The following is a 15,181-nucleotide window of genomic DNA, read 5'->3' on the forward strand; positions in this document are numbered from 1 at the left end:
GACTCGATCAGTCAGCGTCAATGGGCCCGGCGGACATGGCCTGCTTGCTGTCCAGCTGAAAGAACAATGACGCTGCCAGCATCGACATCGCCCCGATGCACAGGAAGGTCAGGTGGAACGCGTCCAGTACGGCCGCGTCATCCGCGCCTGGCACAGTGAAGCCGCCCAGCAAGGCGCCGGCCGAGGCCACGCCCAGACTCATCGACAGTTGCACCACGACCGATAGCAGGCTGTTGCCGCTGCTGGCGTTCTGGTTGCTGAGCCCTACCAACGTCACGGTATTCATCGCGGTGAATTGCATCGAGTTAACCATGCCGATCAGGCTCAGGTGCGCGAGCAACAGTACCGTCGGAGTCTGCCCGTCGATGGTCGCCAAACTGGCGATCAGGCTGCCGAGCAGCAGGGTGTTGCCGATCAGAATGCGCCGATAGCCGAGGCGGTCGATCAGTGGCTTGGCCAATGGCTTGATGAACATCGCGCCGAGCGCCAACGGAATCATGGTCATGCCCGCTTGCGCCGGGGAATAGCCCAACGCGACCTGCAGCAGCAATGGCAGCAGAAACGGCAACGCTCCGCTGCCCAGGCGCGCAAACAGATTGCCGAAAATTCCGACTGCAAAGCTGCGGGTGTGAAACAGGGACGGGCTGAACAGCGGTTTGTCGATGTGCCCCGCCCGTAACCAGTAGGCCGCCAGGCAAGCACTCCCAATGACCACCAGCAGTAGCACCCGAGCATGGGGCATCTGCATTTCGCCGAGGCCTTCAAGGGCAATGGTGATCAGCACCATGGCGCTGCCAAATAGCACGAAGCCGAAGGTATCGAAGCGCATTCGCTCAGCGCTTTTCAGATCGGGCATGAAACGAAAGGCCGCGATGCAGCCAATCAATCCCACCGGCAGGTTGATCAAAAAAATCCAGTGCCAGGATGCGTATTGGACTAACCAGCCACCGAGCGTCGGGCCAATCAATGGCCCGACCATGCCGGGCAGAGCGATGAACGTCATCACGCGAACGAATTCGCTGCGCGGGTAGGCCCGCAATATCACCAGACGCCCCACCGGCAGCATCAGCGAGCCCCCTACCGCCTGCACCACACGCGACATCACCAATTGATTGAAGCTGGTGCTCATCGCGCACAACAGTGAACCGAGCGTGAACAGCACGATGGCGGAAAAGAAGATCCGCCGGGTACCAAAGCGATCCGCTACCCAGCCCGAGGCCGGAATCAACAACGCCACGGTGAGCATGTAGGCGATGACCACTCCCTGCATGCGCAGTGGGTCTTCGGCAAGATCGCGTGCCATGGCCGGCAAGGCGGTGTTGAGGATGGTGCCATCAAGGGTTTGCATGAAGAACGCGATGGCGACCAGCCAGGGCAGTACGCGGGCGGTCCTGGCATCCAGTACAGCTTGAGTCATGAAATTCCCCGACTCCGAAAGTGCATATGGTAGGCCCCTATCGATCTCTCTCGCAGCATTTAATCGATTTCTCGGCACTACGACCGGCCATAGCCGCAGCGATTAGAACGCTTTTCCAAAACACGCGATCAGGGTGTGACAACACAACGCAGAAACGACTCAAAAGCCCCTCAAGACGCCGCCTTCCGCGTTATCAAACGCAGCGATACAGGACGATCCGGGGTATACGTTACAAAGTATTTCATTCAAAATTGACGCGAATCATTATCGTTAAGCATCACAGGTGCGAACCTTTCTGCGTCAACCATCCCATCTCTTCGGAGGCTTCATGCGCATTCCCGCTACCCTCGCCATCGCGTCGTTGCTGCTCACTCCCCTCGCCCAAGCCAAGGAATACCCCATCGGTGAACCGCAACAATGCGGCGGTATGGAGGTCGGTGCCGTTTACCTGCAGCCGGTCGAAATGGAGCCTGCCGGCATGATGCTCGACGCCGCCAAATCTGATGTGCATCTGGAAGCCGACATCGCCGCCACCGAAGGCAACCGCAACGGCTGGCAGGAAGGTAGCTTCGTGTCCTATCTCAACATTCGTTACTCGCTGAGCAAGAAAGGCTCGGACGAAAAAATCGAAGGCGACTTTCACCCGATGGTGGCCAACGACGGCCCGCACTATGGCGATAACGTCAAGCTGATGGGCCCAGGCAAGTACCAGCTGACCTTCACCGTCTCGCCGCCGGACGGCAAGCACGCCATGTTTGGCCGTCACGTTGACAAGGAAACCGGCGTCGCACCCTGGTTCGAACAGTGCACGCTGAACTACGAGTTCACCTACGCCGGCATCGGCAAGAAAGGCGGCTACTGAGCCGGAGGTCAGCATGCAACGCATCCTGCTTCCAGCCCTCGCCCTGCTCGCGGCCGGCTTTGCCGGCGGCGCCCAGGCCGGTCTGCCGACCTATGAGCTGACCATCCGCGACGGCCATTTCGAGCCGGCAACCATCGAAGTGCCGGCTCGCCAGCGCTTCAAGATCGTCGTGATCAATGCCGGCAAGGGGCCGACCGAATTCGAGAGCACACCCCTGCGGGTGGAAAAGGTGCTCTCGCCCGGTGTCACCTCGTTTGTCGTGATTCATCCGCTAAAACCCGGCCGCTACCCCTTCTTCGATGAGTTCCACATGGACCTCCCGGAAGGCGAAATCATCGCCAAGTAGTCTCTTCACAGGAGAAGCGACATGGGCCAATCAATGTTCATCGTCTGGCGTGAAAGCGTCGAGGCGTTGCTGGTCATCGGCATTCTGCACGCCTGGTTGAGCCAGCAGCCAGGCAACCGTCATGCGCTGCGCATGCTCTGGGGCGGCGTTGTTGCCGGCCTCGGTTTGGCTTCGTTGCTGGGCTGGGGCATTCTCAGCGCCGGCGACTGGCTGGCCGGTCCCGCCGGCGAGTGGTTCCAGTGCGCCATGCTGCTGGCTGCCGCACTGTTGATCCTGCAGATGGTCGGCTGGATGCACCACCATGGGCGCGACCTCAAACGCAATCTGGTCGACAGCGCCGCCGCGCACCTCAGCCAGGGCAGCGGCATCGGCTTGCTGGTATTGGCGATGCTCGCTGTCGCGCGTGAGGGCAGCGAAACGGTGGTGTTTCTGTATGGCATCGGCCATCAGCAGGACGGTTCGGACCTGACCGGTTTCGTCATCGGCGGTGTGCTTGGCTTTGCGCTCGCGCTGCTGAGCTACGCGGCGCTGCAGGCTGGCAGCCGGCTGTTCTCCTGGAAGCGTTTCTTTCAAGTCAGCGAGGCGCTGCTGCTGTTGCTCGGCGCGGCCCTGCTGATGGCTGGTCTCGACCGCTTCAGCGGCCAGCTGATGGGCATGGACGTGCCTGAAGTGCTTTACACCTTTTTCGGTGACCCGATCTGGGACACCTCGGGCCTGCTCGATGACGGCGGCACCCTGGGTAGCACCCTTGCCGGGCTGACCGGCTACCGCGCCATGCCTTCGCTGGCCGCGGTGATCGTCATGGCGCTGTACTGGCTGGCCGTCTGGGCCTGGCTGCGACCGAAACCGGAGGCTCGTCTGGAGGCTCGCACGGCATGATCACCAACGCCCCCTGGCTGGCGCGCATTGGCGACCTGCTGCGTCAGCACGCCGCCACCATCCGCCTGATCCAGTGGCTGGTGGTCGGCTTCTATCTGGTCCTGCTGCTGATTCCTGCAGTGCTTTCGCTGCCGCCCTCAGAAGCGAGGATGCTGGACAACATCACGGTGTTCGCCCAGTTCCTGTTCTGGGGGCTGTGGTGGCCGTTCGTGCTGCTGTCGATGGTGCTGTTCGGCCGGCTCTGGTGCGGTGTGCTCTGTCCGGAAGGCTCGCTCAGTGAATGGATCAGTTGGCGCGGGCTGAACAAGCGCACCCCGCAGTGGATTCGCTGGAGCGGCTGGCCGACCATCGCGTTCGTGCTGACCACCGTCTATGGCCAGCTGATCAGCGTTTATGACTATGGCCGCGCCGCCGCGCTGATCCTTGGCGGCTCGACGGTGGCCGCGATGATCGTTGGCTTCCTCTATGGCCGTGGTAAGCGCGTCTGGTGCCGGCACCTGTGCCCGGTGAGCGGCGTGTTCGGCCTGCTCGCCCGGCTGGCGCCGATGCACTACAAAGTCGACGAGGAGCTGTGGCAGGCCAACCAGGGCCCTAAGCTGGCCACGCCCAACTGCGCCCCGCTGATCGACATCCGCCGCATGCAAGGCAACAGCGAGTGCCACGCCTGTGGGCGTTGCAGCAGCCAGCGAGGCGCCGTCGCCCTCACCGCCCGCTCGCCGAATCAGGAAATCCTCATTGTCGGCAACCAGCCGCAACAAGGTCATTGGGACAGCACGCTGCTGCTGTTTGGCATGATCGGGCTGGCCATGGGCGCCTTTCAGTGGACGGTCAGCCCCTGGTTCATCACCCTCAAGCAGAGCGCAGCCGAGTGGCTGGTCGATCGCGACATCTTTTGGCCGCTGGAGGCCAACGCGCCGTGGTGGCTGCTGACGCATTATCCGCAGAACAACGATGCGTTCACCTGGCTCGACGGTGCGGCGATTCTCACCTACATCGGCGCTAGCTCACTGCTGATCGGCGGTGCGCTGTGGCTGCTGTTGCAAGGTGCGGTGAGGCTGATGAGCCGCGGCGACAACGTGTTTCATCACCTGGCGCTGACACTGACGCCGCTGGGCGGCGCCGGACTTTTTCTCGGTCTTTCAGCCACCACCATCAAACTGCTGCGCTACGAGGGTTTCATCCTTGCCTGGGCGCAGCCGACCCGCGCGCTGCTGCTGGCCGGTGCCGTCGGCTGGAGTCTCTACCTGGCCTGGCGCGTGATCAGCCGCCACGGCGCCAATGGATTGCGGCGGATGGCGGCATACGGTTGCCTGGGGCTGGCGACCGCTGTGGTTGGTTACGGCTGGTATCTGCAATTCTGGGGTTGGAGCTGATTCGTACAGTCAGAACGGTGGGCTGAAGCCCACCCTACCTGGCTGAATCACTCGTGCCGGTGGATAGGCTGCGGCGGAACCTCGTCGGCCCACTCTACTGTTAGGTATTCGACCGTAGGGTGGGCTTCAGCCCACCGCCACGTCGCTGGACCAGCGCACAGGTTAACGGGTGTCGCTACTGCGCCAAGGCTGACTCTGATCTCGCGCTTCGCGAGCAAGCCCGCTTCTGCAGGAGCGCGCCAGCACCGAAATAGTCGGAGGGCGCCGACTGCCCCGAAGAGGAATCATCGACAGCGTTTGGGCGCGCAATACCTTTAGTATTCGCTGCAGGTTTTTCTCAGCGAGCCGGCGTTATGTCTATCAACTGGATCTGCAAACACCACACCGAACTCAGCCCGCAGCAGCTCTACGCAATTCTGCGCCTGCGCGCTGAGGTTTTCGTGGTCGAGCAACAATGCGTGTACCTGGATGTGGACGGCCAGGACCTGCTGGGCGATACCTGCCACCTGATGGCCTGGCTAGAGGAGCAATTGGTCGCCTACCTGCGCCTGCTCGACCCGATTAAGCAAGGCGGCGAGGTAATCATCGGCCGCGTCGTTACTGCGCCTTCGGCTCGCGGCCAGGGCATTGGACATAAATTAATGGTGCAGGCACTCGACCATGCCGGGGAAAAGTGGCCGGGGCGCACGATCTACTTGTCCGCCCAGGCCCACCTGCAAGGCTATTACGGCCGGTACGGTTTCGAACCGGTGGGCGCGGTGTACCTCGAGGACGGGATCCCGCACATTGGCATGCGCCGGGATCTCGGATAACCGCGCGGAACAGCCGCTCGGGGCAGCATCGTCTGGCCGCTGGATACCGACGCCGGCTCCTGCCAGAGCGATAGGCGTGAAGGCTGAAGGTTATCGGCCCTTACGGCGCCGAGAGGCCGTGGATCGTTTACGCAGACGGTGGGCTGAAGCCCACCCTACCGCTATGTACCGCCCGTAGGGTGGGCTTTAGCCCACCGCACGCCGCATCGACGGCCTCCTCCCCTTACCCTCGCAGTATGAACGACGGAAACAGCCTCCCCATCCGGTCCCAGAGTTTTTGCTGATCGTAGGGTGCACGGCTATCGGCGAGGCCGTCGTCGAGCATTTTCGCCGTGCGCACGCATTGCACAGCGAACCGCTCGACACCGAGTTTGCGCAGGCGCTGGGCCATGTCCCACAGGCGTTCAGCATCGAACAGCTGCCAATGGACCGTGGTGCGGCACTCATGGTCTACCCCGCTCGCAATCAGCGCTTCCAGGCTTTTCCAATTGGCAGCGCCGCTGCCTTCGACCCCGGTAATCAGCCGGCCATGTTCGGGCAACGCCTTGACGTCGAACCCCACCCAGTCCACCAGCGGCAGTACCTGGCGGAACAGTTTCGGTTTGATACCGGCGCTGTGCAGTCCGATCTTGAAGCCTTTCTCGCGCACCTGGGCAATGGCGTCCGGCAGCGCCAGTTGCAGAGTCGGCTCGCCGCCGCTGAACACCACCGCTTCGAGCAAGCCGACACGCTGATCGAGAAAGTCGAGAATTTCCTGCCAGCTGCGCTCTTGCGCACCCTGAGTTGGGATCAGCTCCGGGTTGTGGCAATAGCGGCAACGCCAGCCACAGCCCTGGCAGAACAGAACGCAGGCCAGATGATTGGGAAAGTCGAGGGTGGTCAGGGGCACCATGCCCCCGACCCGTAGCGCGGCGCCCATGACTAACGCGCCAAACCGGCGGCCTGCTCGGTGAAATGGGTGCGTTCCCGGTGCTCGGATTGTTTGCCCGGGTTGAACGCCGCGACCGGACGGTGATAGCCCATCACGCGGGTCCAGACTTCGCAGCGCTGACGTTGGGCTTCGGGGAGTTGAGTGGTTTGGGTCATGTGTCGCTCCTTCAGGGTTGGGTTTTCGACCGATGCGCCAGTTGGCGCGCTGATAGATGATCGCCAGCAAGCTGGCTCCTACGGAACCAGATCAGGCGCAGCAGCTTTGCTGCTTGGCGGCCAGCACCTCGTCGCACTTGGGGCAGAACTCGTGTTCACCGCTCAGGTAGCCGTGAACGGGGCAGATCGAGAACGTTGGGGTGATGGTCAGGTAAGGCAGGCGGAAGCGTCCCAGCGCGGTGCGCACCAGGTTCTTGCAGGCCTGTGTCGAGGAGATCTGCTCGGCCATGTACAGGTGCAAAACGGTGCCGCCGGTGTATTTGGTCTGCAGCTCGTCCTGCAGCATCAGGGCTTCGAACGGGTCGTCGGTGAAGCCCACCGGAAGCTGCGAAGAGTTGGTGTAATACGGCGCTTCGGCAGAGCCCGCTTGTAGAATTTCCGGGAAGCGCTTGCGGTCTTCCTTGGCGAATCGGTAGGTGGTGCCTTCGGCGGGCGTCGCTTCGAGGTTGTAAAGGTGGCCGGTTTCCTCCTGAAAACGCACCAGCACGGCTCGAACATGGTCGAGCAGGTCGACGGCCAGACGCCGGCCAGCTTCGGTGTGCAAGCCCTCGGTATCCTCGGTGTAGTTGCGCACCATCTCGTGCAGCCCGTTCACGCCAATGGTGGAGAAGTGATTGCGCAGCGTGCCCAGGTAACGCTTGGTGTAAGGATAGAGCCCGGCATCCATGTGGTGCTGGATCACCTTGCGCTTGACCTCCAGGCTCTGCATGGCCAGTTCAAGCAGCGCATCGAGATGCTCGATCAGCCCGGGCCAGTCGCCTGAATGCAGGTAGCCCAGGCGTGCGCAGTTGACCGTCACCACGCCGAGCGAGCCGGTCTGCTCGGCCGAACCGAACAACCCACCACCGCGCTTGAGCAATTCGCGCACGTCCAGCTGCAAGCGGCAGCACATCGAGCGCACCTGATTGGGCTGCATATCCGAATTGAGGAAGTTCTGGAAGTACGGCAGGCCGTAACGCGCGGTCATCTCGAAGAGGCGGTCGGCGTTTTCGCTGTCCCAGGGGAAATCGTGGGTGATGTTGTAGGTGGGGATCGGAAAGGTGAATACCCGGCCCAGCCCGTCGCCGGCCTGCATGACCTCGATATAGGCGCGGTTGATCAACTCCATCTCGGCCTGTAGCTCACCGTAGGCGAAAGGCATCTCCTCACCGCCGATGTAGGGAATCTGCTCGCGCAGGTCTTCGGGGCAGACCCAGTCGAACGTCAGGTTGGTAAAGGGCGTCTGGGTGCCCCAGCGCGACGGCACATTGAGGTTGTAGATGAACTCTTGGATGGCCTGACGGATTTCGGCGAATCCCAGGCCGTCCTTGCGCACGAACGGCGCCAGGTAGGTATCGAAGCTACTGAACGCCTGGGCACCGGCCCACTCGTTCTGCAGGGTACCGAGGAAGTTGACCATCTGCCCCAGCGCACTGGACAGGTGCTTCGGCGGTCCCGCCTCAACGCGTCCGGGTATGCCGTTGAAGCCTTCGTTGAGCAAGGTGCGCAGCGACCAGCCCGCGCAATAGCCGGCGAGCATGTCCAGGTCATGGATGTGCAGATCGCCCTCGCGATGGGCGATGCCGATTTCCGGGCTGTAGACCTCGTCCAACCAATAATTCGCAGTGACCTTGCCCGACACGTTGAGAATCAGCCCGCCCAGCGAATAGCCCTGGTTGGCGTTGGCGCGTACCCGCCAGTCTTCGCGCGAGAGGTATTCGTTCATCGACGAGGCGACATCGACCAGTGACTTGCGATCACGCCGCAGCCGACCATGTCGCTCGCGGTAGACGATGTAGGCGCGCGCCGTGTCGTAGTAACCAGCCTCCATCAAAACGCGCTCAACCGCATCCTGTGCCTGCTCGACCTCCACCACCCGCTGCGGCAGGCGCACCAGGACCTGAGCAGCCAGCGCCTGGGCAGTGGCTTGTTCGAACTCACCGGTAGCCAGGCCTGCGGCCTCGATTGCAGCGCCGATCTTGTCCAGTTCGAACGCGACCAGCCTCCCATCTCGCTTGCGCAGCGAGACCGGTCGATTCACTTCTTCAAGCCCCAGCATCACGCCTCCATCACCATATGTAGTTACAAAAACTTCTTTAAACACTAGATGGTGTGAAATGTAGGCAATTGCGACGATGAGCGAATTGACCATCGTCAATTCACCTTGGCCGTATTTTTAAAATGACTCCGAGGCAACCGCGGCCGACGATCTTGTCTGCGATCAAGGAAGGTGGGCGATGCGTGCTCCTAGGATGCAACGTCGAACAATCCCGGACAGGTGCCGGTGGAGGAACCATGCTGACCGAAACATCCCTCGTTGCGGACCTCCGCCGACACCACCTGTTCAGCCGGTTGCCCGAAGCCGCGCTACAGGAAGTGTGCGCCTTGGCCAACCTCAAGCGGCTGCCCGCCGGTGCCTCGCTGTTTCATCAGGGCGACAAGGCGGAGCGGTTCTATTTTCTGTTCAGCGGTCAGGTGAAACTGCACCGCGTAGTTTGTGACGGCCAAGAAAAACTGGTCGAGGTCATCCGCGCTGGTGAGTCGTTTGCCGAAGCCTTGCTGTTCACTGGTGCGCCGAACTATCCGGTCAGTGCCACGGCACTGAAGGCCAGCCTCCTCGCCAGCCTCAACGGCCCGCACTACCGGCGCATGCTCGAGCAACATCCGAGCATCTGCCTGGACATACTCGGCACCCTGAGCATTCGGCTGCATCAGCGTCTGAACGAAATCGACACCCTGACGCTGGCCAACGCCAGTCATCGCGTGGTGCGCTTTCTCTATCAGTCGCAAGAGGACGACAGCGGCGTGGTGACCCTCGATGTGCCCAAGCGTCTGATCGCCTCCAAGCTGGGCATTCAGCCGGAAACCTTTTCACGCATCCTGCACCGGCTGATCGAGTCAGGAATGATCAGCGTGCAGCGCCGGCGCATCGAGATACTCGACAGCCGGGGCCTGGCCGCCTATCAGGACTGAACTGCGACGGATTGCCCCAGCTTCTTGACGATCGTCATGGGCCACCGCTGCATTGGCCCGGATACTTTCGCGGGCCCTTTCGAATCGGGAGAACCGCATGCCCGCACCCCGCCTGCCACTCGTCTATGCCTGCTCGGGTTGCTCCAACGTGGCGCAACTGGCCAATACCCTTGCGGTGCGCCTGGACCGTGCCGGTCTGGCCGAAATGTCCTGCATTGCCGGTGTCGGCGGCCGGGTCAGTTCGCTGGTCAATAAGGCCAACTCTGGCCGAGCGATCCTGGCTATCGACGGCTGCCCGCTGCATTGCGCACGTGCCTGCCTGGCGCAACACGGCGTTGTCGCCAACGTCCATATCACCCTCAGCAGTTACGGACTGCGCAAGCGCTACCGTGAAGATTGCTCCGAAGCCGAAGCCGATGCGCTGTTCGAGGACATGCGCAACATCATTGCCAGCGACCGAATGAAACCGCGGCACCGGCTGCACTCGGTGTAAACGTGCGGTGCGTGAGCAAAGCCGCAAAGGCGTACCTCTCGCAGCCATGGTGCACCGGCTGGTTCCGTAGGAGGCCCGCCCTCGGGGCGAAGCTTTGCTTTTGGGATGGAGCCGATTCGCTTTCGCCGCGGGGCGCGCCTCCTACAGAAGCAGCTCGGCGCGGGCGTCACGCGGGGCGAATTGCTTAAGTGAACGGCATCGCCATTGCCGGCAGCAGCGTAACCATTCAAGCGCTCGCTCAAGCATTCGCTGGCTGCGCACGGCCGGCCTGCGCCACTTCCTCGCCAGCGCCTTGCAGCACTTTCCACAGCCACGGCGGCAGCAGGTCCGGGTCCAGGCTGTCGATCAGGTTCTTGATTGCCAGGCCGAGTTCGGTGTCGCCTTCGATCACCAACCGGCGACGAAAGAACAGCGTATCCGGGTCTTCCTGACGACTGGCGAGCAACAGGAACTCACGCCAGTTGCCACGGATGGTGACCTGGACCGGCGCCTGCTCGGCGATGCGCAACTTCTGCCGGTCGCAGCTCAGGCACCAGGCCAGCTTGAGGTCGGCGACTTCCAGGCGCATCCAGCGGCCTTCCAAGGCCTCGAAGGCATCATCAGCCAATGGCTCAGCGAAGAGCTGATTCAGGCTGCGCTCCAAGGCGATACGTTGCAGCGCGAATGGGGTTCGCGCGGCCAGCGGCAACAGGTGCTCGCCCAGTTTCAATAAATGTGCACGAGGGTTCAGCATAGTCCGGCCTCCTCGGCGCGCAGCATGCCAGGCTGGCCATGCCAGTAACCGTTGCAGCCGTCGACGGCGAGCGGTGGCAGGCCACCTTTGCGCACCGCATCAAATGCCTGAACGACCTCGATCATGCCCGATGCGCGCGGGCTCAGCCGCAGCAGCTCGGCACCGCTCTCGACCAGCGCCGGATAGTCCGCCAACAGATTGCTGACCGAGGCCGACAGGGTCTGGATGCCATTGATGGTGAACAGCGCCTCGCCTTCCTGGCTCAACAGCGGGATGCCTTCTGGGTAGTTCTGACAGCAGAACTGGCAATCATCCTTCGGCCGATTTTCCGCGCGGGCGGTGAAACAACGCGCCGAGTACGCCAGCGGAAGGTGGCCGTAGGCGAAGATCTCGATTTCCGGCACGGCAACACCGAGCTGGGACAGCTGCGCACGCGCGTCGCGGATCATCGCCCCGGAAATCTCCACTGGCGGCACCCAGCGCTGCATGCCGCTGCTGACCAGTTCGGCCAGTGCATGGCCGTTGTAGAGGTTGAGCGCCGGGCCGCCCACGAACGGCACGCCCTTCTCGGACAGGTACTGCACCGCACCCATGTCATTGGCCTCGACCATCAGCTCGCCGTTTTCACAGAGCCGACGCAGGCTGGACAGCTCCGAAGCCGCCTCGACCAACGCAAGGCCGGACAGCACCAGCTGCGCTGCTGATTGCTGTTTCAGCTCACGCGCCAGACCAATCCAGTCGTCCAGTCCCATGTCGCGGCGCTTGGAGCAGACGGTTTCCCCGAGATAGATCACATCGAGCGGCATGTCTGCCATGTCGGCATAGAAGTCCAGCGTCTGCTGGCGATCCCAATAGAACAGCACGGGGCCTAAGCTGAGTTTCATAACTGCTCCTTGCTGAAGAGATTCACTGCCACGCCCGGTGGTAAGCGCCGAGGGTCGTTTGCGAGCCCTCCGACAAGCCATCGAGCACTGCGCGCCAGCCTGGCTGCACGGCATAACGCTGCGGCGCCTGCAGATAGGCGTCCAGCGCCGAGCGCCAGACGCGGGTGACCTGCTCGACATAAGCAGGACTGCGCTGCCGCCCCTCGATCTTCATTGCCGTGACACCGATGTTGGCGAGCTCAGGAATCAGGTCCAAGGTATTCAGGCTGGTGGGCTCTTCCAGTGCGTGGAAGCGTTCGCCATTGACCATGAAGCGGCCCTTGCACAGCGTCGGATAGCCGGCTGACTCGCCTTCGGCGTAACGGTCGATGAGCACGTTATTCAGCCGCGAGGTCAGCCCCTCCGGCTCCTCGCTCCAGCGCACCGCCTTGGCTGGCGAGCAGACGCCACAGAGATTGGGTGATTCGCCGGTGAGATAAGAAGACAGGTGGCAACGGCCCTCGGCCATGATGCATAGGCTGCCGAAGGCAAACACTTCGATCGGCACCGGACTGCTGGCGGCAACCTGCTTGACCTGCTTGAGCGACAGCACCCGCGGCAGCACCGCGCGCTTGATGTTGTAGCGTTGTTGATAGAAATCCAGCGCGGCGGCATTGGTCGCCGAGCCCTGCACCGACAGATGCAGATTGAGCTGCGGGTGGCGTTTGGCGGCATAGCCGAGCACGCCCGGATCGGCGGCGATCAGTGCGTCCACGCCCAGGTCAGCGGCCTGGTCCACCGCACGCTGCCAACGGGACCAGCCTTGTGGCTGGGCATATGTATTGACGGCGATGTAGAGCTGGCGGCGCTTCTCGCGGATCAGCTGCAGTCCCTTGTCGAGCTGCTTCGCATCCATGTTGAGGCCGGCGAAATGGCGGGCATTGGTGTCGTCACGAAAACCGACGTAGATGGCGTCGGCACCCTGCTGAACGGCAGCCTTGAGCGCGGGCAGGCTACCTGCTGGACAGACCAAGTGCATGGCAACTCCTAGACATGCGGAATCATGCGCACCCTGCCAACGGCAACGGTGCCCGTCCGGGACGGACGGAAAGTCGGCAGTCTAGGTAGGCCTCCGACGAGAGGCATTGATAAGCGTCAAGGGGACGAAGCTGGCAGGGCAACGAAGCCAAGAGAACAAAACCAGCCACTGAAGCAACACCAAGCTGGGCCCTTCGAGCCCAGGCTCGCGAGCAAGCTCGCTCCTAAAGGGCGCTGGCCTGACAATCAGGACGGCGCAATCATTGCGATGCCCGTCCGACTTGATGCTGCGTTATATCCCTTCGTCGCCCTGATATTCCTCAGTCGCGCGAACAACGGCGTCCCGCCAGTTTCCGGACTCTTCGGCGAGCAGACGCATCGCTTTGAGGCTCGACTCGAACGCCTGCTGATAATGCTGCGGATTGTTCTCGCTGGCTGCTCGGTCGGCGTGCGCCTGGGCCTCGCTCAGCAGCTGGTTGAACTGGTCATGGTCCAAAGCCATGGAAATCTCCTCGTCGTGATGGTGAAAGCTTAGACCGCCATCCGACAAAGACGACTCACGCCGACTGGCGGAACAGGACCCACCTGTATCCCGTCCCAGCGCGCGTTCATTTCAACCTCAGGCGCCGCGCCAGCTTGTGCAGGTTGCTTGAGTCGACATCCAGTAATCGCGCCGCCTGCGCCCAGTTTTCGCCGCAGGCCTCCAGCGCCCGGATGATTGCCTGGCGCTGGGCGCCATAGACGGTTTCGCGCAACGAGACGATCTCAGCCTCCGTCGCCAGGGGTTCGACCTCAGCAGCCGGAGCGAAGGCGCCGACGTGTTCGCTGTCCAGATCCAGCAGCTCCGGCTCGAGCGTGAGGATTTCGCTGCGCGAGGCGCCACGGCTGAGCAACCGCAGCGCCGCTCGGCTGATCACATGCTCAAGCTCGCGGACGTTGCCCGGCCAGGCGTAGCCGAGCAATGCCCGCTCGGCGGCCGGCGACAGCCGCATGCTGCGCAAGCCCAGCCGGGCGCGGTTCAGCTCGAGAAAGTAGCCGGCCAGAATCAGGACATCGTTGCCACGCTCGCGTAAAGGCGGGATCGGCGCCGGATAGACCGAAAGGCGGTGATAGAGATCCGCGCGGAAATGTCCGTCTCGTACACTTTCGCGCAGGTTGCGGTTGGTCGCCGCGATGATGCGTACGTCCACCTGACGCGGCTTGTCGGCCCCGAGGCGCTGGATCTCCCCATTCTGCAAGGTGCGCAGCAGCTTGGCCTGCACCACCAGCGGCAGCTCGCCTACCTCGTCCAATAGCAGCGTGCCGCCGTTGGCTGCATCGAAACGTCCGGGACGGTCCGTGGTAGCGCCGGAAAAGGCCCCCTTGACGTGCCCGAACAGCTCGCTCTCGGCCAGCGATTCGGGCAACGCGGCGCAATTGACCAGCACCAACGGCTTGTTGCGGCGCCGCGAATGTCGATGCAGCCAGCGCGCGAACAACTCCTTGCCCACGCCGGTTTCGCCCAGCAGCAGCACTGGCAGTTCCGAGTCGGCAACCACTTCCAGCTCACGCAACAGCTCGCGGATCACAACGCTTTGCCCAAGGATCTCGCCGTCGCCCGGCACCGGGGTGGTTTCCAGCACGTCGCTACGGGCCAGCCGCAGGCCGCGATTTTCGTGTTCCAACCGGGTGATGCGGATGGCTGCCTCGATCACCAGCGTGTAACGCTGCAGATCACGCCGCGCCTCGTCATCGAAGGTGCCGGCATGCAGCGCATCGAGTGTCAGCGCGCCCCACAGCTTGCCCTCCACGAACAGACTCACGCCCATGCAATCGTGCACTGGCAGGGGCTCGCCCACATGCGCATCGAGCAGCCCGTCGTAGGGGTCTGACAAACGGCTGTCGGGCTCGAACCAGGTGGGTTCACGCTGCGAGAGGATGGCGGCCAGCCGCGGATGCTGAGCCACCACGAAGCGCCGGCCAAGGGCCTCCTGCACCAGCCCCACCGCAGCCAGAGGGCGCAGGGTGTCCTCGTCGAGACGTAGCAGCACCACCGCACCACAGCGAAACCGCTGATGCAGCGTGTGCACCAGGCGTTGCAGGCGAACCGCATTGGGCAGTTCGGTGACAAGGTCAGCCAGCAGTGCTTCTTCCATCATGGTCATTACTACCCCTAAGGTTTTTTAAACCCTATACCGCCCAGGTACATTTCACCACTACCAATATTTATACCTTATAAATCAATAACTTGATGATGGCATAGCGCTTGCGTTGTTCTGAGTACTTCC

The 15,181-nt window shown here is 62.4% G+C and carries 16 protein-coding genes; 7 read left to right on the top strand and 9 right to left on the bottom strand.

Going from position 1 to position 15,181, the window contains the following annotated elements:
- Positions 1-7: 7 nt before the first annotated feature.
- On the bottom strand, positions 8-1,417 hold the full coding sequence (gene mdtD, locus ACQKEK_RS20695; protein ID WP_128121580.1) for a multidrug transporter subunit MdtD: 1,410 nt from the start codon (positions 1,415-1,417) through the stop codon (positions 8-10).
- Positions 1,418-1,745: 328 nt separating this feature from the next.
- Between mdtD and ACQKEK_RS20700 the strand changes: the two genes are divergently transcribed.
- The 5 genes from ACQKEK_RS20700 to ACQKEK_RS20720 all read left to right on the top strand — a co-directional run bounded on the left by ACQKEK_RS20700 (position 1,746) and on the right by ACQKEK_RS20720 (position 5,689).
- Positions 1,746-2,279, top strand: coding sequence for an iron transporter (locus ACQKEK_RS20700; RefSeq protein WP_046164086.1), 534 nt, complete (start codon positions 1,746-1,748; stop codon positions 2,277-2,279).
- A 13-nt stretch (positions 2,280-2,292) separates the two neighbouring features.
- Positions 2,293-2,625: a cupredoxin domain-containing protein gene (locus tag ACQKEK_RS20705; RefSeq protein WP_045430005.1), complete on the top strand. Its 333-nt coding sequence runs from the start codon at positions 2,293-2,295 to the stop codon at positions 2,623-2,625.
- Positions 2,626-2,646: 21 nt separating this feature from the next.
- Complete coding sequence (locus tag ACQKEK_RS20710) at positions 2,647-3,504, top strand: FTR1 family iron permease (protein ID WP_499143495.1); 858 nt, start codon at positions 2,647-2,649, stop codon at positions 3,502-3,504.
- Complete coding sequence (locus ACQKEK_RS20715; protein WP_499143493.1) at positions 3,501-4,877, top strand: 4Fe-4S binding protein; 1,377 nt, start codon at positions 3,501-3,503, stop codon at positions 4,875-4,877. Before ACQKEK_RS20710 ends, ACQKEK_RS20715 begins: the two co-directional genes overlap by 4 nt.
- Before the next feature lie 353 nt (positions 4,878-5,230).
- Positions 5,231-5,689 carry a GNAT family N-acetyltransferase gene (locus ACQKEK_RS20720; protein WP_128121577.1) on the top strand — a complete coding sequence of 153 codons (459 nt, stop codon included), beginning with the start codon at positions 5,231-5,233 and terminating at the stop codon, positions 5,687-5,689.
- 223 nt (positions 5,690-5,912) lie between these two features.
- Here the strand turns inward: ACQKEK_RS20720 and ACQKEK_RS20725 are convergent, their stop codons facing one another.
- The 3 genes from ACQKEK_RS20725 to ACQKEK_RS20735 all read right to left on the bottom strand — a co-directional run bounded on the left by ACQKEK_RS20725 (position 5,913) and on the right by ACQKEK_RS20735 (position 8,873).
- Entirely contained in the window at positions 5,913-6,608 is a 696-nt protein-coding gene (locus tag ACQKEK_RS20725; protein ID WP_499143491.1) for an anaerobic ribonucleoside-triphosphate reductase activating protein, read from the bottom strand.
- Positions 6,609-6,610: 2 nt separating this feature from the next.
- Positions 6,611-6,775, bottom strand: a complete 165-nt coding sequence (gene nrdD, locus ACQKEK_RS20730; RefSeq protein ID WP_045430017.1) for an anaerobic ribonucleoside-triphosphate reductase — start codon at positions 6,773-6,775, stop codon at positions 6,611-6,613.
- Between the two features lie 91 nt (positions 6,776-6,866).
- Positions 6,867-8,873 (bottom strand): ribonucleoside triphosphate reductase, encoded by a 2,007-nt coding sequence (locus ACQKEK_RS20735; RefSeq protein WP_499143489.1) that lies wholly within the window; start codon positions 8,871-8,873, stop codon positions 6,867-6,869.
- Positions 8,874-9,109: 236 nt separating this feature from the next.
- Between ACQKEK_RS20735 and ACQKEK_RS20740 the strand changes: the two genes are divergently transcribed.
- Both ACQKEK_RS20740 and ACQKEK_RS20745 read left to right on the top strand, forming a co-directional pair.
- Positions 9,110-9,787: a Crp/Fnr family transcriptional regulator gene (locus ACQKEK_RS20740; protein WP_499143488.1), complete on the top strand. Its 678-nt coding sequence runs from the start codon at positions 9,110-9,112 to the stop codon at positions 9,785-9,787.
- Between the two features lie 97 nt (positions 9,788-9,884).
- Complete coding sequence (locus ACQKEK_RS20745; RefSeq protein ID WP_499143487.1) at positions 9,885-10,280, top strand: putative zinc-binding protein; 396 nt, start codon at positions 9,885-9,887, stop codon at positions 10,278-10,280.
- Between the two features lie 238 nt (positions 10,281-10,518).
- On the opposite strand, the gene ubiT is transcribed toward ACQKEK_RS20745, so the two are convergent.
- The 5 genes from ubiT to norR form a co-directional block, all read right to left on the bottom strand.
- Complete coding sequence (gene ubiT, locus ACQKEK_RS20750) at positions 10,519-11,013, bottom strand: ubiquinone anaerobic biosynthesis accessory factor UbiT (protein ID WP_499143485.1); 495 nt, start codon at positions 11,011-11,013, stop codon at positions 10,519-10,521.
- Entirely contained in the window at positions 11,007-11,897 is an 891-nt protein-coding gene (locus ACQKEK_RS20755; RefSeq protein WP_127838501.1) for a U32 family peptidase, read from the bottom strand. Before ACQKEK_RS20755 ends, ubiT begins: the two co-directional genes overlap by 7 nt.
- Positions 11,898-11,919: 22 nt before the next feature.
- Positions 11,920-12,915, bottom strand: coding sequence for a ubiquinone anaerobic biosynthesis protein UbiU (gene ubiU / locus ACQKEK_RS20760; RefSeq protein ID WP_045430034.1), 996 nt, complete (start codon positions 12,913-12,915; stop codon positions 11,920-11,922).
- 291 nt (positions 12,916-13,206) lie between these two features.
- Positions 13,207-13,416 carry a hypothetical protein gene (locus ACQKEK_RS20765; protein ID WP_045430036.1) on the bottom strand — a complete coding sequence of 70 codons (210 nt, stop codon included), beginning with the start codon at positions 13,414-13,416 and terminating at the stop codon, positions 13,207-13,209.
- A 106-nt stretch (positions 13,417-13,522) separates the two neighbouring features.
- On the bottom strand, positions 13,523-15,052 hold the full coding sequence (norR, locus tag ACQKEK_RS20770) for a nitric oxide reductase transcriptional regulator NorR (RefSeq protein ID WP_499143512.1): 1,530 nt from the start codon (positions 15,050-15,052) through the stop codon (positions 13,523-13,525).
- Positions 15,053-15,181: the final 129 nt, after the last annotated feature.

This window comes from Pseudomonas sp. NPDC077408 (assembly GCF_050269105.1).
GTDB lineage: Bacteria > Pseudomonadota > Gammaproteobacteria > Pseudomonadales > Pseudomonadaceae > Stutzerimonas.

Bases quoted from the DNA above. Each gene is read 5' to 3' on its own strand.
- mdtD (WP_128121580.1), bottom strand. From the start codon at position 1,417: ATGACTCAAGCTGTACTGGATGCCAGGACCGCCCGCGTACTGCCCTGG.
- ACQKEK_RS20700 (WP_046164086.1), top strand. From the start codon at position 1,746: ATGCGCATTCCCGCTACCCTCGCCATCGCGTCGTTGCTGCTCACTCCC.
- ACQKEK_RS20705 (WP_045430005.1), top strand. From the start codon at position 2,293: ATGCAACGCATCCTGCTTCCAGCCCTCGCCCTGCTCGCGGCCGGCTTT.
- ACQKEK_RS20710 (WP_499143495.1), top strand. From the start codon at position 2,647: ATGGGCCAATCAATGTTCATCGTCTGGCGTGAAAGCGTCGAGGCGTTG.
- ACQKEK_RS20715 (WP_499143493.1), top strand. From the start codon at position 3,501: ATGATCACCAACGCCCCCTGGCTGGCGCGCATTGGCGACCTGCTGCGT.
- ACQKEK_RS20720 (WP_128121577.1), top strand. From the start codon at position 5,231: ATGTCTATCAACTGGATCTGCAAACACCACACCGAACTCAGCCCGCAG.
- ACQKEK_RS20725 (WP_499143491.1), bottom strand. From the start codon at position 6,608: ATGGGCGCCGCGCTACGGGTCGGGGGCATGGTGCCCCTGACCACCCTC.
- nrdD (WP_045430017.1), bottom strand. From the start codon at position 6,775: ATGACCCAAACCACTCAACTCCCCGAAGCCCAACGTCAGCGCTGCGAA.
- ACQKEK_RS20735 (WP_499143489.1), bottom strand. From the start codon at position 8,873: ATGCTGGGGCTTGAAGAAGTGAATCGACCGGTCTCGCTGCGCAAGCGA.
- ACQKEK_RS20740 (WP_499143488.1), top strand. From the start codon at position 9,110: ATGCTGACCGAAACATCCCTCGTTGCGGACCTCCGCCGACACCACCTG.
- ACQKEK_RS20745 (WP_499143487.1), top strand. From the start codon at position 9,885: ATGCCCGCACCCCGCCTGCCACTCGTCTATGCCTGCTCGGGTTGCTCC.
- ubiT (WP_499143485.1), bottom strand. From the start codon at position 11,013: ATGCTGAACCCTCGTGCACATTTATTGAAACTGGGCGAGCACCTGTTG.
- ACQKEK_RS20755 (WP_127838501.1), bottom strand. From the start codon at position 11,897: ATGAAACTCAGCTTAGGCCCCGTGCTGTTCTATTGGGATCGCCAGCAG.
- ubiU (WP_045430034.1), bottom strand. From the start codon at position 12,915: ATGCACTTGGTCTGTCCAGCAGGTAGCCTGCCCGCGCTCAAGGCTGCC.
- ACQKEK_RS20765 (WP_045430036.1), bottom strand. From the start codon at position 13,416: ATGGCTTTGGACCATGACCAGTTCAACCAGCTGCTGAGCGAGGCCCAG.
- norR (WP_499143512.1), bottom strand. From the start codon at position 15,052: ATGATGGAAGAAGCACTGCTGGCTGACCTTGTCACCGAACTGCCCAAT.